The 15,513-nt window shown below is 63.3% G+C and carries 13 protein-coding genes and 1 pseudogene; 7 read left to right on the top strand and 7 right to left on the bottom strand.

What is annotated here, in order from left to right; all coding sequences use genetic code 11:
• Positions 1 to 51: 51 nt before the first annotated feature.
• Positions 52 to 1,275, bottom strand: coding sequence for an MFS transporter (locus D1227_RS05480; RefSeq protein WP_119374579.1), 1,224 nt, complete (start codon positions 1,273 to 1,275; stop codon positions 52 to 54).
• Between the two features lie 175 nt (positions 1,276 to 1,450).
• On the opposite strand from D1227_RS05480, the gene D1227_RS05475 reads away from it, so the two are divergent.
• Entirely contained in the window at positions 1,451 to 1,984 is a 534-nt protein-coding gene (locus D1227_RS05475; RefSeq protein WP_119404122.1) for a DUF1579 domain-containing protein, read from the top strand.
• 4 nt (positions 1,985 to 1,988) lie between these two features.
• Here D1227_RS05475 and D1227_RS05470 read toward each other — a convergent pair whose 3' ends face one another.
• Positions 1,989 to 2,597, bottom strand: a complete 609-nt coding sequence (locus D1227_RS05470; RefSeq protein ID WP_119374577.1) for a GNAT family N-acetyltransferase — start codon at positions 2,595 to 2,597, stop codon at positions 1,989 to 1,991.
• 174 nt (positions 2,598 to 2,771) lie between these two features.
• Between D1227_RS05470 and D1227_RS05465 the strand changes: the two genes are divergently transcribed.
• Positions 2,772 to 3,659, top strand: coding sequence for a pseudouridine synthase (locus D1227_RS05465; protein WP_119404121.1), 888 nt, complete (start codon positions 2,772 to 2,774; stop codon positions 3,657 to 3,659).
• Here the strand turns inward: D1227_RS05465 and D1227_RS20450 are convergent.
• Positions 3,658 to 4,191 (bottom strand): annotated as a pseudogene (locus D1227_RS20450) (DUF4349 domain-containing protein); the annotation flags it as partial. The gene D1227_RS05465 and the pseudogene D1227_RS20450 sit on opposite strands and share 2 nt — an antisense overlap.
• 369 nt (positions 4,192 to 4,560) lie before the next feature.
• Positions 4,561 to 6,108, bottom strand: a complete 1,548-nt coding sequence (locus D1227_RS05455) for an acyl-CoA carboxylase subunit beta (RefSeq protein ID WP_199288310.1) — start codon at positions 6,106 to 6,108, stop codon at positions 4,561 to 4,563.
• A 209-nt stretch (positions 6,109 to 6,317) separates the two neighbouring features.
• Between D1227_RS05455 and D1227_RS05450 the strand changes: the two genes are divergently transcribed.
• From D1227_RS05450 to D1227_RS05440, 3 genes are all read left to right on the top strand, one after another.
• Complete coding sequence (locus D1227_RS05450; RefSeq protein WP_119374575.1) at positions 6,318 to 6,620, top strand: SCP2 sterol-binding domain-containing protein; 303 nt, start codon at positions 6,318 to 6,320, stop codon at positions 6,618 to 6,620.
• Positions 6,621 to 6,723: 103 nt separating this feature from the next.
• Positions 6,724 to 7,671, top strand: coding sequence for an alpha/beta fold hydrolase (locus D1227_RS05445; protein WP_119404120.1), 948 nt, complete (start codon positions 6,724 to 6,726; stop codon positions 7,669 to 7,671).
• An 84-nt stretch (positions 7,672 to 7,755) separates the two neighbouring features.
• Positions 7,756 to 8,418 (top strand): glutathione S-transferase family protein, encoded by a 663-nt coding sequence (locus D1227_RS05440; RefSeq protein ID WP_119404119.1) that lies wholly within the window; start codon positions 7,756 to 7,758, stop codon positions 8,416 to 8,418.
• Positions 8,419 to 8,445: 27 nt separating this feature from the next.
• Here the strand turns inward: D1227_RS05440 and bfr are convergent, their stop codons facing one another.
• Positions 8,446 to 8,928, bottom strand: coding sequence for a bacterioferritin (gene bfr / locus D1227_RS05435; protein WP_119374572.1), 483 nt, complete (start codon positions 8,926 to 8,928; stop codon positions 8,446 to 8,448).
• A gap of 190 nt (positions 8,929 to 9,118) precedes the next feature.
• A complete protein-coding gene (locus D1227_RS05430) occupies positions 9,119 to 9,319 on the bottom strand; it encodes a (2Fe-2S)-binding protein (protein WP_119374571.1) in 201 nt (66 codons plus the stop codon).
• A 145-nt stretch (positions 9,320 to 9,464) separates the two neighbouring features.
• On the opposite strand from D1227_RS05430, the gene D1227_RS05425 reads away from it, so the two are divergent.
• Complete coding sequence (locus D1227_RS05425; RefSeq protein ID WP_119404118.1) at positions 9,465 to 10,244, top strand: GGDEF domain-containing protein; 780 nt, start codon at positions 9,465 to 9,467, stop codon at positions 10,242 to 10,244.
• Between the two features lie 87 nt (positions 10,245 to 10,331).
• Positions 10,332 to 11,921 carry a lysine--tRNA ligase gene (locus D1227_RS05420; protein WP_119404117.1) on the top strand — a complete coding sequence of 530 codons (1,590 nt, stop codon included), beginning with the start codon at positions 10,332 to 10,334 and terminating at the stop codon, positions 11,919 to 11,921.
• 106 nt (positions 11,922 to 12,027) lie between these two features.
• Here D1227_RS05420 and D1227_RS05415 read toward each other — a convergent pair whose 3' ends face one another.
• A complete protein-coding gene (locus tag D1227_RS05415) occupies positions 12,028 to 15,486 on the bottom strand; it encodes an indolepyruvate ferredoxin oxidoreductase family protein (protein WP_119404116.1) in 3,459 nt (1,152 codons plus the stop codon).
• Between the last annotated feature and the right edge of the window lie 27 nt (positions 15,487 to 15,513).

Here is a 15,513-nt window from a genome sequence, read left to right as displayed (position 1 = left end):
AGCGAGTCGACCGAATCGGTCAACGCATGGCCGCCCCATCACGCGAGTTTCTCAGGCGCCGGTGTCCTGGCCGGCACGCCCGCGCTGGAAAAGGCTGATCGCGCTCAGGGCAAGCAGCGCGCCCGACATGGCTGTGGCCAGCGCCGCGGTTCCCATCCAGCCCGCCCAGGCATAGACCGCCGTACCGGCCGAACTCGACATGCCACCGCCTATGAACATCATGACGATATAGACCGTCATCAGCCGTGTACGGATCTGCGGCTCGAGCGACAGGAACGTCATCCGGTTGGTGATGTCGACGACCGGTCCGACCAGCGTCATCAGCATGGTCGGCACGATCAGCAGCCAGAGATTGTAGCCAAATGGCCAGAGCAGCAGGACGCCCGCGAAATTCAGGGCGGCTACGACAAGACGCGCCCGGCGCGGTCCGACATTGTCGGCCCAACGCCCGAAACGCGGCGTGGTGAACAGGTTGAAGATGGCAAAACCCGCCAGGTAGCCGACCACATCGACGCCGTATCCCATGTCCGGCAGGTGCAGGCCGATCCCCATCCAGACCGCGAGAAACGTCCCGAAGCCAAGCCCCTGGATCGTACCGCTCAGGAGAATTTCAGGATGACGCCGGATGAGGCCGAACATCGAAAAGAGCAGGCGGGGATAGCTCTGGCCAGCGGCTTCGCCTGTGTCGGCCTCGCGTTCGTCCATGATCATTGGCAGCGCGATCGACACGGCCAGCATGAAGCCTGAGGCGATGTAGTAGACCGTGCGCCAGCCGAAATGCTCGGCCACCACGCCGGCGCCCGCGCGCGCGACAAGGATGCCGCCGATGACGCCAGTCGTCAGCGTCGCCGTGACCTGGCCAAGGCGGACCGGATCGACCCGTTTCGACGCATAGGCCGGCAGCAGGTATGGCGCGATCGTGAAAAAGCCGAGCACGGTCGCGGCGAGGGTAAACAGGCGGAAATCCTGCGCGAAGGCCATGCCGACCATGGACAGGAACTGGCCGGCAACCGTGAACGTCACGAGCTTTCGATTGGATATCCGGTCGCCCAGCGGCAGCAGAAGGAACACACCGAGCGCCAACGCAATCTGGTTGGCCCCCGGCACGATCCCGATCAGCCCCTTGTCGACATCAAAGCCGCGCGCGACCTCGGAAATGATCGGGTGGATGTAATAGGCATTCGCCGTGACGACCGCCGCAGCAAACGTCAGCAGCAGCACCTCTGTCGATGAAAGGCGGCGTTCGGTCGTTGCGGTATCAGGGGTGTCCGTCATGCAGGTACAAGGATAGGCGCTTCCCCCGGGCGCGGGAAAGCATGCCCATGCGGAAGGGGGATGCTGCCTGCGCTGGAGCGCACCCTCGCAGGCGGGCACGGCCACGATATCGCTTGACAAAAGCAGGCCAAAAGTAAACTTTGTTTTGCAAAGTTATTTGAAGCGGAGAAAAATCATGATCCGGATGTCACTGGCCCTGCTGGTTGCCACCGCCGCCACGCTGGGCGCCAATGCCGAGGACAAGGCCCACCCACTGGAGCCCTTCTATGGCACCTGGAAAGGAACGGCTGTCGGCATCGACGCAAACCGGCAGCCCTTCGAACTGACCCAGACCGAACGCGTCGGCCCGATGCTAGGCGGCGATGTCGCCGTCATCGAAGGGCGCGGATACGAAGCAGGCGGCGCCTTGGCTTTCAACGCCTTCGCGGTCGTCTCCTGCGACGCGCCGGACGCCCCATGCGAGATGCGCAGCTACACGGACGGGCGGACCGGCACCTTCGCCCTGGAGGCAACGGAAACAGGATTTGTCTGGACGATCCCTGCCGGGCCGGAGGCCCGCATCGTCTACACCGCAACGCTGGAGGACGGGATCTGGACGGAAGTCGGCCACTACCACCCGGCAACGGGCGAGCCGGTCGAAACCTTCAGGATGGAGCTGACCCGCATCGGCGATACGGACTGGCCCGCCGGCGGCGCGGTTACACCCTGACGGATCAGGCCGCGTCGGAGGTCAGGCTGCCGGTCTCGATGGCGTCGAAGACGGTTTGCATGGCCGCTCCGCGCATGCCGCCGCGCAGGGTAGCCAGCGTGTCCGCGACCTCGAACCGGTATTCGACAACCGTCGCGTCGGATCCGGTGGAGCGTGCACCGATCGCCTTCATCAGGGCCCGGCCGGCCTTGTTCTCCCAGAGCACGTCCGCCGTCATCGCGGTCATCCCACGCATGGAGGCCTGCGCGCAAAGCACCGCGATCAGCAGGCGAGCAAGGCCCTGGCTGTGCCAGTCATCGAGCAGGCCGATCGCGAACTCACCTGTCGCTGCACCGGCATCGTCGCGGATCGCATGGACTGCGCCGATGATGGGTTGGTCCGCCTGCGACTCGTCGATGGCCACCCACGCCATGTGGCGCTCGCCATCGACATCGACCAGCCTGCGGATCACGGGGTCCGGCACAGGCGAGAGGCTGGAGAAAAAGCGAAGATAGCGCGACCGGGTGGAAAGTTTGGCCACCGTTTCGCGCAGCGCGGCTTCGTCGCCACGTTCCATCGGGCGGATCAGGACGGGAGACCCGTCGGTCGAGCGGATATGAAGTTGATGGGCCATTTGCTGCACCTGCGCATTCTATGCTGCAAGTGCGAAATAAGGCGCCCCCACCGATTAAACAACGCATTGCTTCAGCTAACTGGCATGCGCTTTTGCATGGAACTGAAGGAGCCCAATAAATTCAGTCACCTGCACGCGCTCGCGCCACTGACAAAGCTCTGATAAGGGTCCGCCATGGCGCAAGAGCACACCTATCAGGGCGACGAGCCTGTCCGGCTCAACAAGTGGATGGCGCAGCTTGGCCTATGCTCGCGCCGCGAGGCCGAGGCGCTCATCAGCCGGGGCGAGGTCAAGGTCAACGGCGAAACCGTGAGCGAGCCCGGCCACAAGATATCGCCCGGCGAGACCATGGTCCTCGGCAGCGCCGGGGCGAAGGCGCTGGACGACCAGCTGACCGCCGTACTGCACAAACCGGTCGGCTATGTCTCCGCCCAGCCCGAAGCCGGTCAGACGCCTGCTGTACGGCTCGTCACCAAGGCGAACCTGGTCGGCAAGGCCCCGAAGCTGCCCGGCGCGAAGACCCAGCTCGCCCCGCTCGGCCGGCTCGACATGGATTCGCGCGGCCTGCTGCTACTCTCGCAGGACGGCGTGCTGGCGAAGGCTGTGATCGGCCCGCATTCCAATCTCGACAAGGAGTATCTTGTCACAGTGAAGGGTCAGGTCACGCCGCAAGCGCTCGACAAGCTGCGCCATGGGCTGACGCTGGATGGCCGGCGGCTGAAGCATGCGAAGGTCGACCAGGTCAGCCCGGGCCGCCTGCGCTTCATCCTTCGGGAAGGCCGTAACCGGCAGATCCGGCGGATGTGCGAACTGGTCGGCCTCCTGGTCGTCGACCTTTACCGCGTCCGCATTGGGCCGCTGGAGCTCGGTGACCTGCCAGAAGGCAAGTGGCGCGCCCTTACCGAAGAAGAGCGCGCCAGCCTGATCAGCTCTGCGTCGGCCGAGGCTTCGGGGCGTCGACCTTCTTCTTCCGCCGCATCCGGGGCCAGATCAGCTTCAACCAGATCCAGAGGAAAACCCCGATCAGCAGGAGCCAAGGCAGGCCGACCGCGAAAGCGGTGATCACGGAAGCGATGGCGGCCGACAGGTTGTAGAAGAAATCCCCGAAGGCCTCACCGAGCGGATTGGACCGTGACGGCGAGAAGGGCGGGACCTTGGTCTCATAGGAGATGTCGAGCGAGGACATCGAGACCCTGAGGCGCAGCGCCTTCAGATTGGCTTCGATGGACTCGATCTCACCTGTGACGCGGGCAAGCTCGCGCTCGATCTGGAGCAGGTCGCCCAGCGTCCCGTCCCGGCGCTCAAGCAGGCCTTCCAGCCGGGTCTGCAGCGTCTTTTGCGCCTCAAGGCGGGAATCGGTGTCGATAATCTGGCGGGTCAGGTCATCGGCCCGGGTCGAACGTGAGGTGACCTCGCCGCCGGCTTTCTCGGTCGCCTCGTCGATGGCGGCGAGGAAGCTCTCGATCCAGTCGGGCTTTGCGCGCAGCGAGACATTGCCGCTGATATTGTCCTCATCGTAGGAATAGGTGTTGGAGTTGATGATGATGCAGGTATTGGTTCCGGCCGCCTTGCAGGCATCGATATGGGCTTGCATCATCGGCTCGACGCCGCCCTGCGGCAGGCGCAGGCCGAGCGAATGGCTGTAAGCGATGTACTGCTGGGCCCCCGGCTCGGCATCCGGGCGATCCGGTGTCGGCGAAGGCTGGCTGAAGGACTGGTCGGCGCTGGCCATCTTTCTGACCCCGCCAAAGCTTGCCGCTTCCTCCATGACCGGCGCAGGCGGCGGCGGAGCGGGGCTGCGTTCATAATCGGCATTGCCACCGCCGGGACCACCGCAGGCCGCCAGGAAGCCGAGCGCGGCCAGGGCCGGTGTAACTCTTTTCAGTATCATCGTGCGTCCCCTCTCATTGGACGAGTTGGAGACCTGATGTGAGCATCCGTTCACGGCGGAATTTGGGCAGCTTCACGGCCTTGGGCCGAAAACCGTCTTGCCGGGCTCCAGTCTCCGGCGTGCATGATGCACGAAATCGACAAGAAGGGGACGGGTTTCTCGCGGGTCGATGATTTCTTCGGCAAAGAAGGCCTCGGCCGTGCGGAACGGGTCCTCCATCGCCTCGAATTTCTTGTAGAGCGACTTGAGTAGCGCCTCCTTGTCGTCGGTTTCCGACAGCTCCTTTCGGAAGGCTGCCTCGATCCCGCCGGACATGGGCAGCGAGCCCCAGTTGCCAGACGGCCAGCAATAGCGCCACTTTGCCTTTGTCGGGTTCATCATCGCCGAGCCTGCCAGGCCGAACGCCTTGCGGATGACGACCGCGCAGACCGGTACGGTGGCCTGGTAGACCGCCGCCATGGCGCGCACGCCCTTGCGGGTGACCCCTGCGGTTTCATGCTTCACGCCAACGGCAAATCCCGCACAGTCGACGAAGTGGACAACCGGCAGGTGGAAGGTCGAACAAAGATCCATATGCCGGATGACCTTGTCGCAGACATCGGCCGTCCAGGCGCCGTCGAGGAAGAAGGGATTGCCGGCCATGACCCCGACCGGGTGCCCGTCAATGCGGGCAAGTCCGGTCACGATGCCCCGTCCCCACTGGCTGCCAATCTCGAAGAAGCTGCCCTTGTCGACTGTGGCATTGATGATCTTTTGCGGCTTGTAGGGCGTCTTTCCGTCCGTCGGAACGATGGAGATAAGGTCCTCTTCCTTGCGCTTCGGGTCATCGGTCGGGGCGGTGACCGGCGGCAGCTCATGCACCGAAGAGGGCAGGTAGGACAGGAAGCGCCGGGCGGCCTTGAAAGCGTCGGCTTCGGTATCGACGACATCGTCGACGGTACCGTTCTTCGCCTGGATCTCCCAGCCGCCAAGTTCCTCCTTGGAAACGTCCTCACCGATCGCGATGGCCACCGGCGGACCGGCGACGAAGACCTGGGACAGCTCCTTCACCATCACGGAGTAGTGGCTGGAGCCAACGCGCCCTGCCCCGAGGCCGGCGCAAGGGCCCAGCGCCAGCGACACCGTCGGGACCTCCCCCATCGCCTCGACCAGCAGCTCCCAACTCGGCGTCTCCGGGATGTAGGTGCGCGGATCCTTGAGGAACATCTTGATCGAGCCGCCGCCACCGGTGCCGTCGATCAGCTGGACGAGCGGCATGCGGTATTCGATGGCCTGCTTCAGCGCGATGGTCGTCTTGCCCCGGATGGAGGCATCCGCCGCCCCGCCGCGCACGGTAAAATCATCGCCGAGAATCATCGCCGGACGGCCATCGAGCGTCGCCCGGCCGACAACCGAGTTCGACGCCATGAAGCTTTCGAGCTGCTCATCCTCGTCATAGGTCGCGACACCGGCGATCTTGCCGATCTCGTGGAAGCTGCCCGGATCGACAAGGAACGACACCCGTTCCCGAACCGTCCGCTTGCCGCGCCCGCGCTGGCGGGACACCGGTTCCTCGCCGCCCATCTTCTCCGCCATGCGTTCACGGCGGCGAAGTTCCTCAATCGACTTTTCCCAAGACATGAGATGATCAATCGGATTTTGATGACGGGTCCGTCAAGAACAATCCGTTCGTCCATGGACATGCCGCAGCGAAAAGATTTGCGCGTCAGCCGGATGCAATCTCGTGTCGAAATGGCGACACCGGAAAAAAACAGTCCTTTCCGCCTCTTGCCTTACGTAGTGTCCGCCTGCTTTATCCTTTTTTCAGAGACCCAAACGAGGAGGCGTCCATGGACCTTGCAACCCTTACCCAGAAAGCCAACGAAGCTGTCACGGCCGGCAGCGACTTCAACAAGAAGGTGAAATTCGACTTTGGCGATGTCGGCAAACTCTTCATCGACGGCGCCAATGGCGTCGCTGACAATTCGGACGCCGATGCCGATGCGACCGTCAAGGTCGACTGGGACGATTTCGTCAAGCTCGCCTCCGGCGCAATGGACCCGACCATGGCCTTCATGCAAGGCAAGCTGAAAGTGCTCGGCGACATGTCGGTCGCCATGCAGCTGCAAGGCCTGATGAAAAAGCTGGGCTGACGCTCAGACTCCCGCATAGGCGTGGAAACCATGTTATGAAGACGGGCGCCCGGGCAAAGGCCTGCGGCGCCCGATCTTTTTCCTGTTGATGCCCGGAGGCTCGATGAGCGCCAGCGATACCAGCCACCTCACCCACTTCGTGCGCGTGCCGGGCAATCCAGAACCGGAAGGCGCCGATCTTATCTGGTTCGAAGGCATTGCGGGCCGCAAGCTGCGCGCCTGCATGGCGCCTTCCCTTCGCGAACAGGCCCGCGGCACGGCCATCATCTGTCCGGGGCGAACCGAATTCATCGAGAAATATTTCGAAGTCGCGCGCGACCTGCAGGGCCGCGGCTTTGCTGTCGTCATCCTCGACTGGCCCGGCCAGGGCCTGTCGGAACGACTGCTGGACGATCCGGCCAAGGGTCACATCGACCGGTTCGAGACCTTCATGGGCGCGCTGCGCAACGGGCTGGACACGCTGGCTGGCCGCCTGCCCCGGCCTTATGTCTCGCTCGCCCATTCCATGGGCGGAGCGATTGCGCTGGCGGCGCTGACGCAGAAGCTGGTGAAGGTCGAGGCAGCGGCCTTCTCCGCGCCCATGTGGGGCCTGCCGATCAATCTTGCCGCGCGCTACATCATCTGGGCCATGCGGGCGATGGGCCGGTCGGGCAATTATGCGCAGCAGCCCGGCCCGGCCGAAACGTTCGAGACCAATATCGTCACCCATGACCGGACCCGCTGGCAGCTGCAGCGCGACCTGATCGATGCGGCGCCGCAGCTCGAGCTTGGCCCGGTCACCTGGGGCTGGCTCGGCGCGTCGCTCGACATCCTCAACAAGACGACAAAGCCGGGCCTGCTGCGCGGCGTCGATGTGCCGGTCTTCGTCGCGAGTGCGGGCGAGGAAAAACTGGTCGACAACAAGGCCCATGCGCGCGTCGCCAGACACCTGCCGGACTGCACGCACGTCACGATCGAGGGCGCGATGCATGAGATCCTGATGGAGACCGACGAACGCCGCGGCGCCTTCTGGCAGGGCTTTGACGGTTTCCTCGAGAAGGCCGGCGTCTGAACGCCTCTGGTTCCGCAGCGTCATCGCTTTCCTTTGTGGCCTGCGAGCCTATGTCCGATGAGGCAGAGAGCGGAGCCCGCCGGCATGATCAGGATTCACCACCTCGAAAACTCGCGCTCGCAGCGCATCCTGTGGCTGCTTGAGGAACTCGCCTTGCCCTATGAGGTGGTCCGCTATGAGCGCGACCCTGAGACCATGCTGGCACCGGACGCGCTGCGGACAATCCACCCCCTCGGCAAATCGCCCGTGCTGGAAGAGGATGGCATCATCGTCGCCGAGACGGGCGCCATTATCGAATACATCATCGACACGCATGGCGGCGGGCGGCTGAAACCGCCGGCTGGCACGGCAGAAGCGCGCGCCTGGACCTATTGGATGCACTATGCCGAAGGTTCGGCCATGCTGCCATTGCTGCTGAAGCTGATCTTCCAGCGCATGCCGCAAAATGCCAACCCGCTGATGCGCCCGCTCGTCAAGGGCGTTTCATCGCGCGCGGAAGCCGGCTTCGTCGACCCGAGAATCCGGGAGCATGTCGAATACTGGGAGAGCGCGCTGGCGGAGACGGGCTGGTTTGCCGGAGCGGAGTTCACCGCCGCTGACATCATCATGAGCTTCCCGCTCGAAGCGGCGGCAGACCGGGCAGGCGCTGGCGCGTATCGCAATATCAGCGACTTCCTGCAGCGCGTGCACGCCCGGCCGGCCTATGCCGCAGCCCTCGAAAGGGGCGGGCCATACGCCTATGCATGATACTCGCCCCGGCGGGGCGGGCAGTGCCTATTCGTCGTCGACCGGCTTAGATTGAAGCTGGATGTAGTTCTGGATGCCGATGCGCTCGATCAGGTCGAACTGGGTCTCCAGATGGTCGACATGCTCTTCCTCACTGTGCAGGATTTTCCCGAACAGGTCGCGGCTGACATAGTCACGCGCACTTTCGGCATATTCCATCGCATCTCGCAGGAGCGGAATGGCTTCCATTTCGAGTTCGAGATCGCATTTGAGGATTTCTTCGACCGTTTCACCGATCTTGAGCTTGCCCAAGTCTTGGAGGTTCGGCAGGCCGCCGAGGAACAAGACGCGCTCGATCAGCCAGTCGGCATGCTCCATCTCTTCGATGGATTCCTTGTACTCGAATTCGGCGAGCCGGCTGACGCCCCAGTCCTTGAGCATCCGGCTATGCAGGAAATACTGATTGATCGCGGTCAGCTCATTCTTCAGCGCGGCGTTCAGGAATTCGATGACTTTAGGATCGCCTTTCATGGCATCCTCCTTGGATCCGAGGGGTTTTGGTCTGCCCCTGAAATAGCATGACCCGACCGATTCTCAATCAAAAAGTCCAATAAAATCAGATGCTTGTGATAGTGAGAAGCAATTGCACGAAACGGCGCAACGCGCTGCGCCTTCAGCTGCCTGAAATGACTGGTATTTTTCCTGAAAGTGGGTGAGCCGCCTACTCGGCAGCAAGCAGGCCCGGTTCCGGCGGGGCGGCGTCAACCGTCTCGGCGATCATTTCGCCCATAGTGGTTCTGCATTTGCCGCAGTTGAACTCGCACCCGTGATGCGCCTGCACGGCTTCAGGGCTGCGTGCACCAGCTTCGATAGCCGCCTGCACACCCTGGTCGTTAATGCGTCTGCAAATGCAAATGATCATGGTTCTCAATTAGACACAGTTGCGAATGATTGTCAATGACAATTGATGCAAGTTCCGTGCGACCGGTCGATCCCAGCAATTTCGATCAAAATTTCACGCAGTTGCTAGGCTGATGGATACGTTATCCGGCTAAAGAATACGATCAATGAGAAACGATCCGCCCCGCGAAAAGTCACCCGAAAGGCTGTCTTTTACCCGCACCGTGTTCGTCACGGTCGTGGCGATCATTGTTTCGTGGACCGTGACCAGCATTTGTCTTTTCGTGTTGCCACTGGACCCGGCCTATACCGAACAGTTCGCTGGGCCGACCTTGACCATCGCGACGATCGTACCCGTCCTCGTTGCCATACCCGTGACGATTGTCCTGCAACGTGGCCGGCTGAAGCTTGAACGCGCCATGCGCGAACTCGCAGATGTCCATGCGGAACTGGAGCGGCGTTCGCGGATCGATCCGCTCACAGGCATTCTTAATCGCGACGCGTTCCTGAAGCAGGTCAACCAGCTGCGCGTCGAGGGCACGAATGGCGCGATGCTGATGATCGACATCGACCATTTTAAGATGATCAATGACCAGTACGGCCACATGGCTGGCGACGAAGCCCTTCGCGGCTTCGCCGGCGCCCTGTCGCAGGCTGTGCAAGGCAGAGAACTGATCGGGCGCCTTGGCGGCGAGGAATTCGGCGCCTTCGTACCGTGTGAGGACATGGAAACCGCGCATCAGGCAGCAGAACGGCTGCGCCTTGCGGTCAACCGCATGATCTTCACGCCCAGGCCCGGCATCGTACGACGCGTAACGGCCAGTATCGGTGTTGCTGGCGGAACCCCTGCCGACACGCTGAGCGAACTTATGCGACGCGCCGACCTCAGCCTTTATGAGGCCAAGGCCGCTGGACGCGACAGAGTGATCGTGCACGCGGCCGCCTGAGCGCACCCGGCGATTTGCAGCGCCAGCTTGACCGCGCCTGCTCGCCCTTCTACCTCCGGCACGTTCAACTGACCGGACGGAGAAAAGATGAGCGCGCTATCCACGCTAGCCGAGACTGCCAAGGCATGGCCCTTCGAACAGGCCCGTGCCCTGCTCAAACGGCTGGAAAACATGGAGCGCGCCGGCAATCCGAAACAGGGCCCGGTCGTCTTCGAGACCGGCTACGGCCCGTCCGGCCTGCCGCATATCGGCACCTTCGGCGAAGTGGTCCGCACGACCATGGTGCGCCACGCCTTCGAGACGCTGACCGACGGGAAGTACGAAACCAAGCTGATCTGCGTTTCCGACGACATGGACGGTATGCGCAAGGTCCCACCGACCGTGCCGAACCCGGCTGATCTCGAAGCCTATATGCAACAGCCGCTGACATCCGTGCCGGACCCGTTCGGCACGCATGAAAGCTATGGCGCGCATATGGGCGCGCGGCTCTGCGCCTTCCTCGACAGTTTCGGCTTTGATTATGAGTTCAAGTCGGCGACGGAGCTCTACACGTCGGGCGCGTTCGATGAGGCGCTGCTGCGCGCGCTGGAAAAGTTCGATGAGATCATGGCCGTGATGCTGCCGACCCTCGGCGCCGAGCGGCAGGCGACCTATTCCCCCTTCCTGCCCATCTCGCCCTCGACCGGCCGCGTCCTCTACGTGCCGATGAAGGCGACTGATGCAAAGGCCGGGACAATCACCTTCGAGGATGAGGACGGCAGTGACGTCACCATCCCGGTCACGGGCGGCAACACCAAGCTGCAATGGAAGCCGGATTTCGGCATGCGCTGGGCCGCGCTCGGCGTCGACTTCGAGATGTTCGGCAAGGACCACCAGGACAATGCGCCGATCTATTCCAAGATCTGCAAGATCCTCGGCGCCCAGCCGCCGCAGCAATATGTGTACGAGCTGTTCCTCGACGACAAGGGCGAGAAGATCTCCAAGACCAAGGGCAATGGCATCTCGGTCGAGGACTGGCTCGCCTATGCGCCGCAGGAGAGCCTGTCGCTGTTCCAGTTCCAGAAGCCGCGCGCGGCCAAGAAGCTGTATTTCGACGTGATCCCGAAGGCGGTCGACGAGTATCTCACCTTCCTGTCGAAGTATCCCGAGGAGGAGCCGGCCCGCCAGATCGAGAACCCTGTCTGGCACATCCATTCCGGCAACCCGCCGGAGGGCGATACGCCTGTGTCGTTCGCACTGCTGCTCAACCTGGTCAGCGCCGCAAACACCGAGACCAAGGACCAGCTCTGGGACTTCATCTCCCGCTATGCGCCCGAGGCGAGCCCGGACAGCCATCCGCTGCTCGACCAGCTCGCCGGCTATGCGATCCGTTATTATGAGGACTTCGTCCAGCCGACCAAGGTCTATCGCGCCCCCGACGAGAAGGAGCGCGCAGCCATGGAAGACCTCGCCGAACGCCTCAGCCTGATCGAGGGGGATGCCGACGCAGAAACCCTGCAGAACCTCACCTTCGAGATCGGCAAGACGCACGAGTTCGAGAATCTGCGCGACTGGTTCAAGGCGCTCTACGAAGTCCTGCTCGGCCAGAGCCAGGGCCCGCGCTTCGGCGGCTTCGCCGCGCTTTATGGCGTGCATGAGACAGCAAGGCTGATCAAGAACGCGCTGGCAAGAGCCTAAGAAAATACACCCTCATCCTGAGCGAAGTCGAAGGACAAGGGTGTTCTGCAATGCGGCCCGCCTCGTGGTTCGACTTCGCTCACCATGAGGCGGTGTTGTTTTTCGCCTACTCCGCCGCGATCAGCGTTTTCTTCTCTTTCGGCAGGCCGCCCTCAGGCCAGTTCTGCCACAGCTCTTTCGAGCGCGCTTCGGCGGCTTCGACGGCGGCCTCCTTCACATGGCCGTAGCCACGGATGTCATCCGGGATCGAGGCGATGGCAATGGCAAGCTCATGGTTCTTCTTCGTCAGGCCATCGGCCAGCTTGATCATGTTCTCCAGATAGTCGTCGCGCAGCTGGCGCTCCATCCGGCGCTCGGCGGTGTAGCCAAACGGATCGAACCGCGTGCCGCGCAGCCCCTTGAAGCGCTTCATGAGGCTGAAGGCCGTCTTCATCCAAGGGCCGAACTTCTTCTTGAGAAGATGACCGTTGGCATCCTTCTTGGACAGCAGCGGCGGCGCCATGTGGAACTGGATCTTCCCGCCCTTGAAGGTCTCCCGAAGTTTCTTGTCGAAGGACCCGTCGGTGAACAGGCGGGCGACTTCATACTCGTCCTTGTAGGCCATCAGCTTGAAGGCGAACTTCGCCACCGCCGTGGTGAAGCCCTCACCGAGCCCGGCTTTCTCTTCCTTCGCGCGGACCTCGGCGACGAGATCGCGATACTGCTGGGCATAGGCGTCGTTCTGATAAGCGACCAGGCGGCTTGCCCGGTCCTCGATCAGCTCGTCCAGCGTCATCGGCTTGACCTCACCGCGCGGATCCGGCGTCTCGGCGAGCCGCTCCGGATCGGCAGCGGCCAGGCGCCCGACATCGAAGGCCTTCATGTTTTCCTCGACCTTCACGCCATTCAGCTTGATCGCCCGGTAAAGCCCGCGCAGCGACACCGGCAGGTGCCCCTTCTGCCAGGCGTAGCCGACCATGATCATGTTCGTGTAGATCGCGTCATTGAGATAGAGCAGCGCCAGCGCCTCAGCATCGATCGTGCCGAAGTCGCGGGCCTGGCGCTTCACGCGCGCAGCCAGCAGCTGGCTCTCGAACTTCTTCGAACGGTCACGGATGAACTCGCTCGTCGGCGTGACGTCGGCATTGGCCGAGGCCACCGTGCGCCCGACATCCATAAGGCCAAGGGCGTCGCCGCTTGCGGCCACGACGAGGTCGCAGGCGATGACCGCATCGGCCGAAGCCGGCGGCACGCGGCCGGTCGAGATCAGCTCGGGATGCTTGGCAAACCGCAGGTGCGAGAGCACCGGGCCGCCCTTCTGGGCAAGGCCGGTCATGTCGAGGCTGGAGGAAGCGTTGCCATCGACATGCGCGGCCATGGCGAGCACCGCGGCCACGGTCGTCACACCTGTTCCGCCAACGCCGGTGAACAGCACGTTCCACGGCTTGGCAACCGATGGCAGGTCCGGCAGCGGCAGGCCGGATGCGTCGACATCAAGACCTGGCTCGTCCTCGGCGGCGAAGTGGCCATCCTTGATGGTCACGAAGCTCGGGCAGAAACCGCGCAGGCATGAGAGGTCGGTATTGCAGGTCGACTGGTTGATCCGGCGCTTGCGGCCAAGATCGGTCTCGACCGGCTCGACGGAGAGGCAGTTCGATTTCACCGAGCAGTCGCCGCAGCCCTCGCAGACCTCCTGATTGATCATCACGCGCACACGGTCCGGCTTGCGCAGGCCGCGCTTGGAGCGGCGGCGCTTCTCTGTCGCGCAGATCTGGTCATAGATCAGGACCGAGACACCGGGCGTGTCGCGCAGCATGCGCTGGACCTCGTCCAGCTTCTCGCGGTCATAGATGCGCACGGAGCGCGGCAGCCCCTTCACGCCGGCATAGCGGGTCGGATCCTCGGTCACGATGACGATCTTGGTGACGCCCTCGGCCTCGACCTGCTGGGCGATATTCACTGGAGTCTGGCCGGATTCGACATGCTGGCCGCCGGTCATGGCGACCGCATCATTGTAGAGGATCTTGTAGGTCATGTTCGCCTTCGAGGAGACCGCCGCGCGGATCGCGAGCGAGCCGGAGTGCGAATAGGTCCCGTCGCCGAGATTGACGAACATGTGGTCTTCATCAGTTGCGAAATACTGGCCGAGCCAGGCGATACCCTCGCCGCCCATCTGGCTGGTCATGTCGGTGTTCCGGTCCGGCATGAAGTTCGCCATGTAGTGGCAGCCGATGCCCGCAAGCGCGCGCGAGCCTTCCGGCACGACGGTCGAGGTATTGTGCGGGCAGCCCGAGCAATAGTGCGGCGAACGCACGGTTGGCGACGCGTTTGACAGCGCTGCCCGGCCGGCTGCGCCGACGCGGGTGAAATACTGGTCTGCCGCACTGTGGTCCCACTCGCCCGGGACGCGGTGCATGACGGCGTCTGCAATTTCAGGCACGGGGATGGAGCCGACCTCGCTCAGAAGCGGCTTGCCCTGCTTGTCGCGCTTGCCCTCGATATAGGGGCGCTGGTTGTCCGGCAGGCTGTAGAGCGCGGCGCGCAGCTGCTCCTCAATGAGGGGGCGTTTGTGCTCGATGACGAGAACGCGCTCGAGGCCGCGGCAGAACTCGCGGATCGCCGACTGTTCAAGCGGCCACGGCATGGCGACCTTGAACACGCTGATGCCGAGCGCACCGGCCTGTTCCGGCGTCAGGCCGATCGCGGCAAGCGCTTCGAAGATGTCGCGGGCCGCCTGGCCGGTCGTGACGATGCCGACGCGCGGCTTCGGGGACGGGATGAGGACATGGTCGAGCCCGTTGGCCTTGACCCAGGCCTGCGCGGCGGGAAGCTTGAACTGGCGAAGCCGGCGCTCCTTGTCGAGCGGGTTGTCGCCGCGGCGCATATGCACGCCGTCTTCCGGAAACTCGAAGTCGGGCTTGATCAGTTTCAGCCGGTCCAGCGTCACATCGACCACGGCGCCGGAGTCCATGGTGTCTGCCAGCGCGATCAGGGCGGACCAGGCACCGGAGAAACGGCTCATCGCCCAGCCATGAATACCATAGTCGAGCACGTCCTGGATCGAGGCCGGGTTGAGCACCGGGATCTCGGCATCGCGCATCGCATATTCCGACTGCGACGGCAGCGTCGAGGATTTGCACATATGGTCGTCGCCGCAGATGGCGAGGACACCGCCAAGACGCGACGAGCCGGCGGCGTTGGCATGCTTGAAGGCGTCACCGGAGCGGTCGACGCCGGGCGCCTTGCCGTACCAGATGCCGAACAGGCCATCGCGACGGGCGCCGGGGAACAGGCCTAGCTGCTGGCTGCCCCAGACGGCGGTGGCGCCAAGGTCCTCGTTCAGGCCTTCCCAGAACTCGATGTCATGGGCGTCCAGCCATTTCTGCGCGGCGCGGAGTTGCTGGTCGTAGCCGCCGAGCGGCGAGCCGCGATAGCCCGAAATGAAACCGGCCGTGTTGTATCCGGCGGCACGGTCGAGGCGCCTCTGGTCAAGCGGCAGGCGCACCAGCGCCTGGATGCCAGTCATGTAAGCGTGGCCCTCGACAAGATCGTATTTATCGTTCAGCGTGACTTCACGGTGTTCCAAGAAATGAACTCCCTAAATCTCTTTAGC

The sequence above is a fragment of the Henriciella mobilis genome (assembly GCF_003576315.1).
GTDB classification, from domain to species: domain Bacteria; phylum Pseudomonadota; class Alphaproteobacteria; order Caulobacterales; family Hyphomonadaceae; genus Henriciella; species Henriciella mobilis.
Note: the sequence above shows the minus strand (reverse complement) of the source record. Positions and strands in the feature narration are given on the sequence as shown.

Coding starts and splice junctions, on each gene's coding strand:
- D1227_RS05480 (WP_119374579.1), bottom strand. CDS start 1,275: ATGACGGACACCCCTGATACCGCAACGACCGAACGCCGCCTTTCATCG.
- D1227_RS05475 (WP_119404122.1), top strand. CDS start 1,451: ATGATCCGGATGTCACTGGCCCTGCTGGTTGCCACCGCCGCCACGCTG.
- D1227_RS05470 (WP_119374577.1), bottom strand. CDS start 2,597: ATGGCCCATCAACTTCATATCCGCTCGACCGACGGGTCTCCCGTCCTG.
- D1227_RS05465 (WP_119404121.1), top strand. CDS start 2,772: ATGGCGCAAGAGCACACCTATCAGGGCGACGAGCCTGTCCGGCTCAAC.
- D1227_RS05455 (WP_199288310.1), bottom strand. CDS start 6,108: ATGTCTTGGGAAAAGTCGATTGAGGAACTTCGCCGCCGTGAACGCATG.
- D1227_RS05450 (WP_119374575.1), top strand. CDS start 6,318: ATGGACCTTGCAACCCTTACCCAGAAAGCCAACGAAGCTGTCACGGCC.
- D1227_RS05445 (WP_119404120.1), top strand. CDS start 6,724: ATGAGCGCCAGCGATACCAGCCACCTCACCCACTTCGTGCGCGTGCCG.
- D1227_RS05440 (WP_119404119.1), top strand. CDS start 7,756: ATGATCAGGATTCACCACCTCGAAAACTCGCGCTCGCAGCGCATCCTG.
- bfr (WP_119374572.1), bottom strand. CDS start 8,928: ATGAAAGGCGATCCTAAAGTCATCGAATTCCTGAACGCCGCGCTGAAG.
- D1227_RS05430 (WP_119374571.1), bottom strand. CDS start 9,319: ATGATCATTTGCATTTGCAGACGCATTAACGACCAGGGTGTGCAGGCG.
- D1227_RS05425 (WP_119404118.1), top strand. CDS start 9,465: ATGAGAAACGATCCGCCCCGCGAAAAGTCACCCGAAAGGCTGTCTTTT.
- D1227_RS05420 (WP_119404117.1), top strand. CDS start 10,332: ATGAGCGCGCTATCCACGCTAGCCGAGACTGCCAAGGCATGGCCCTTC.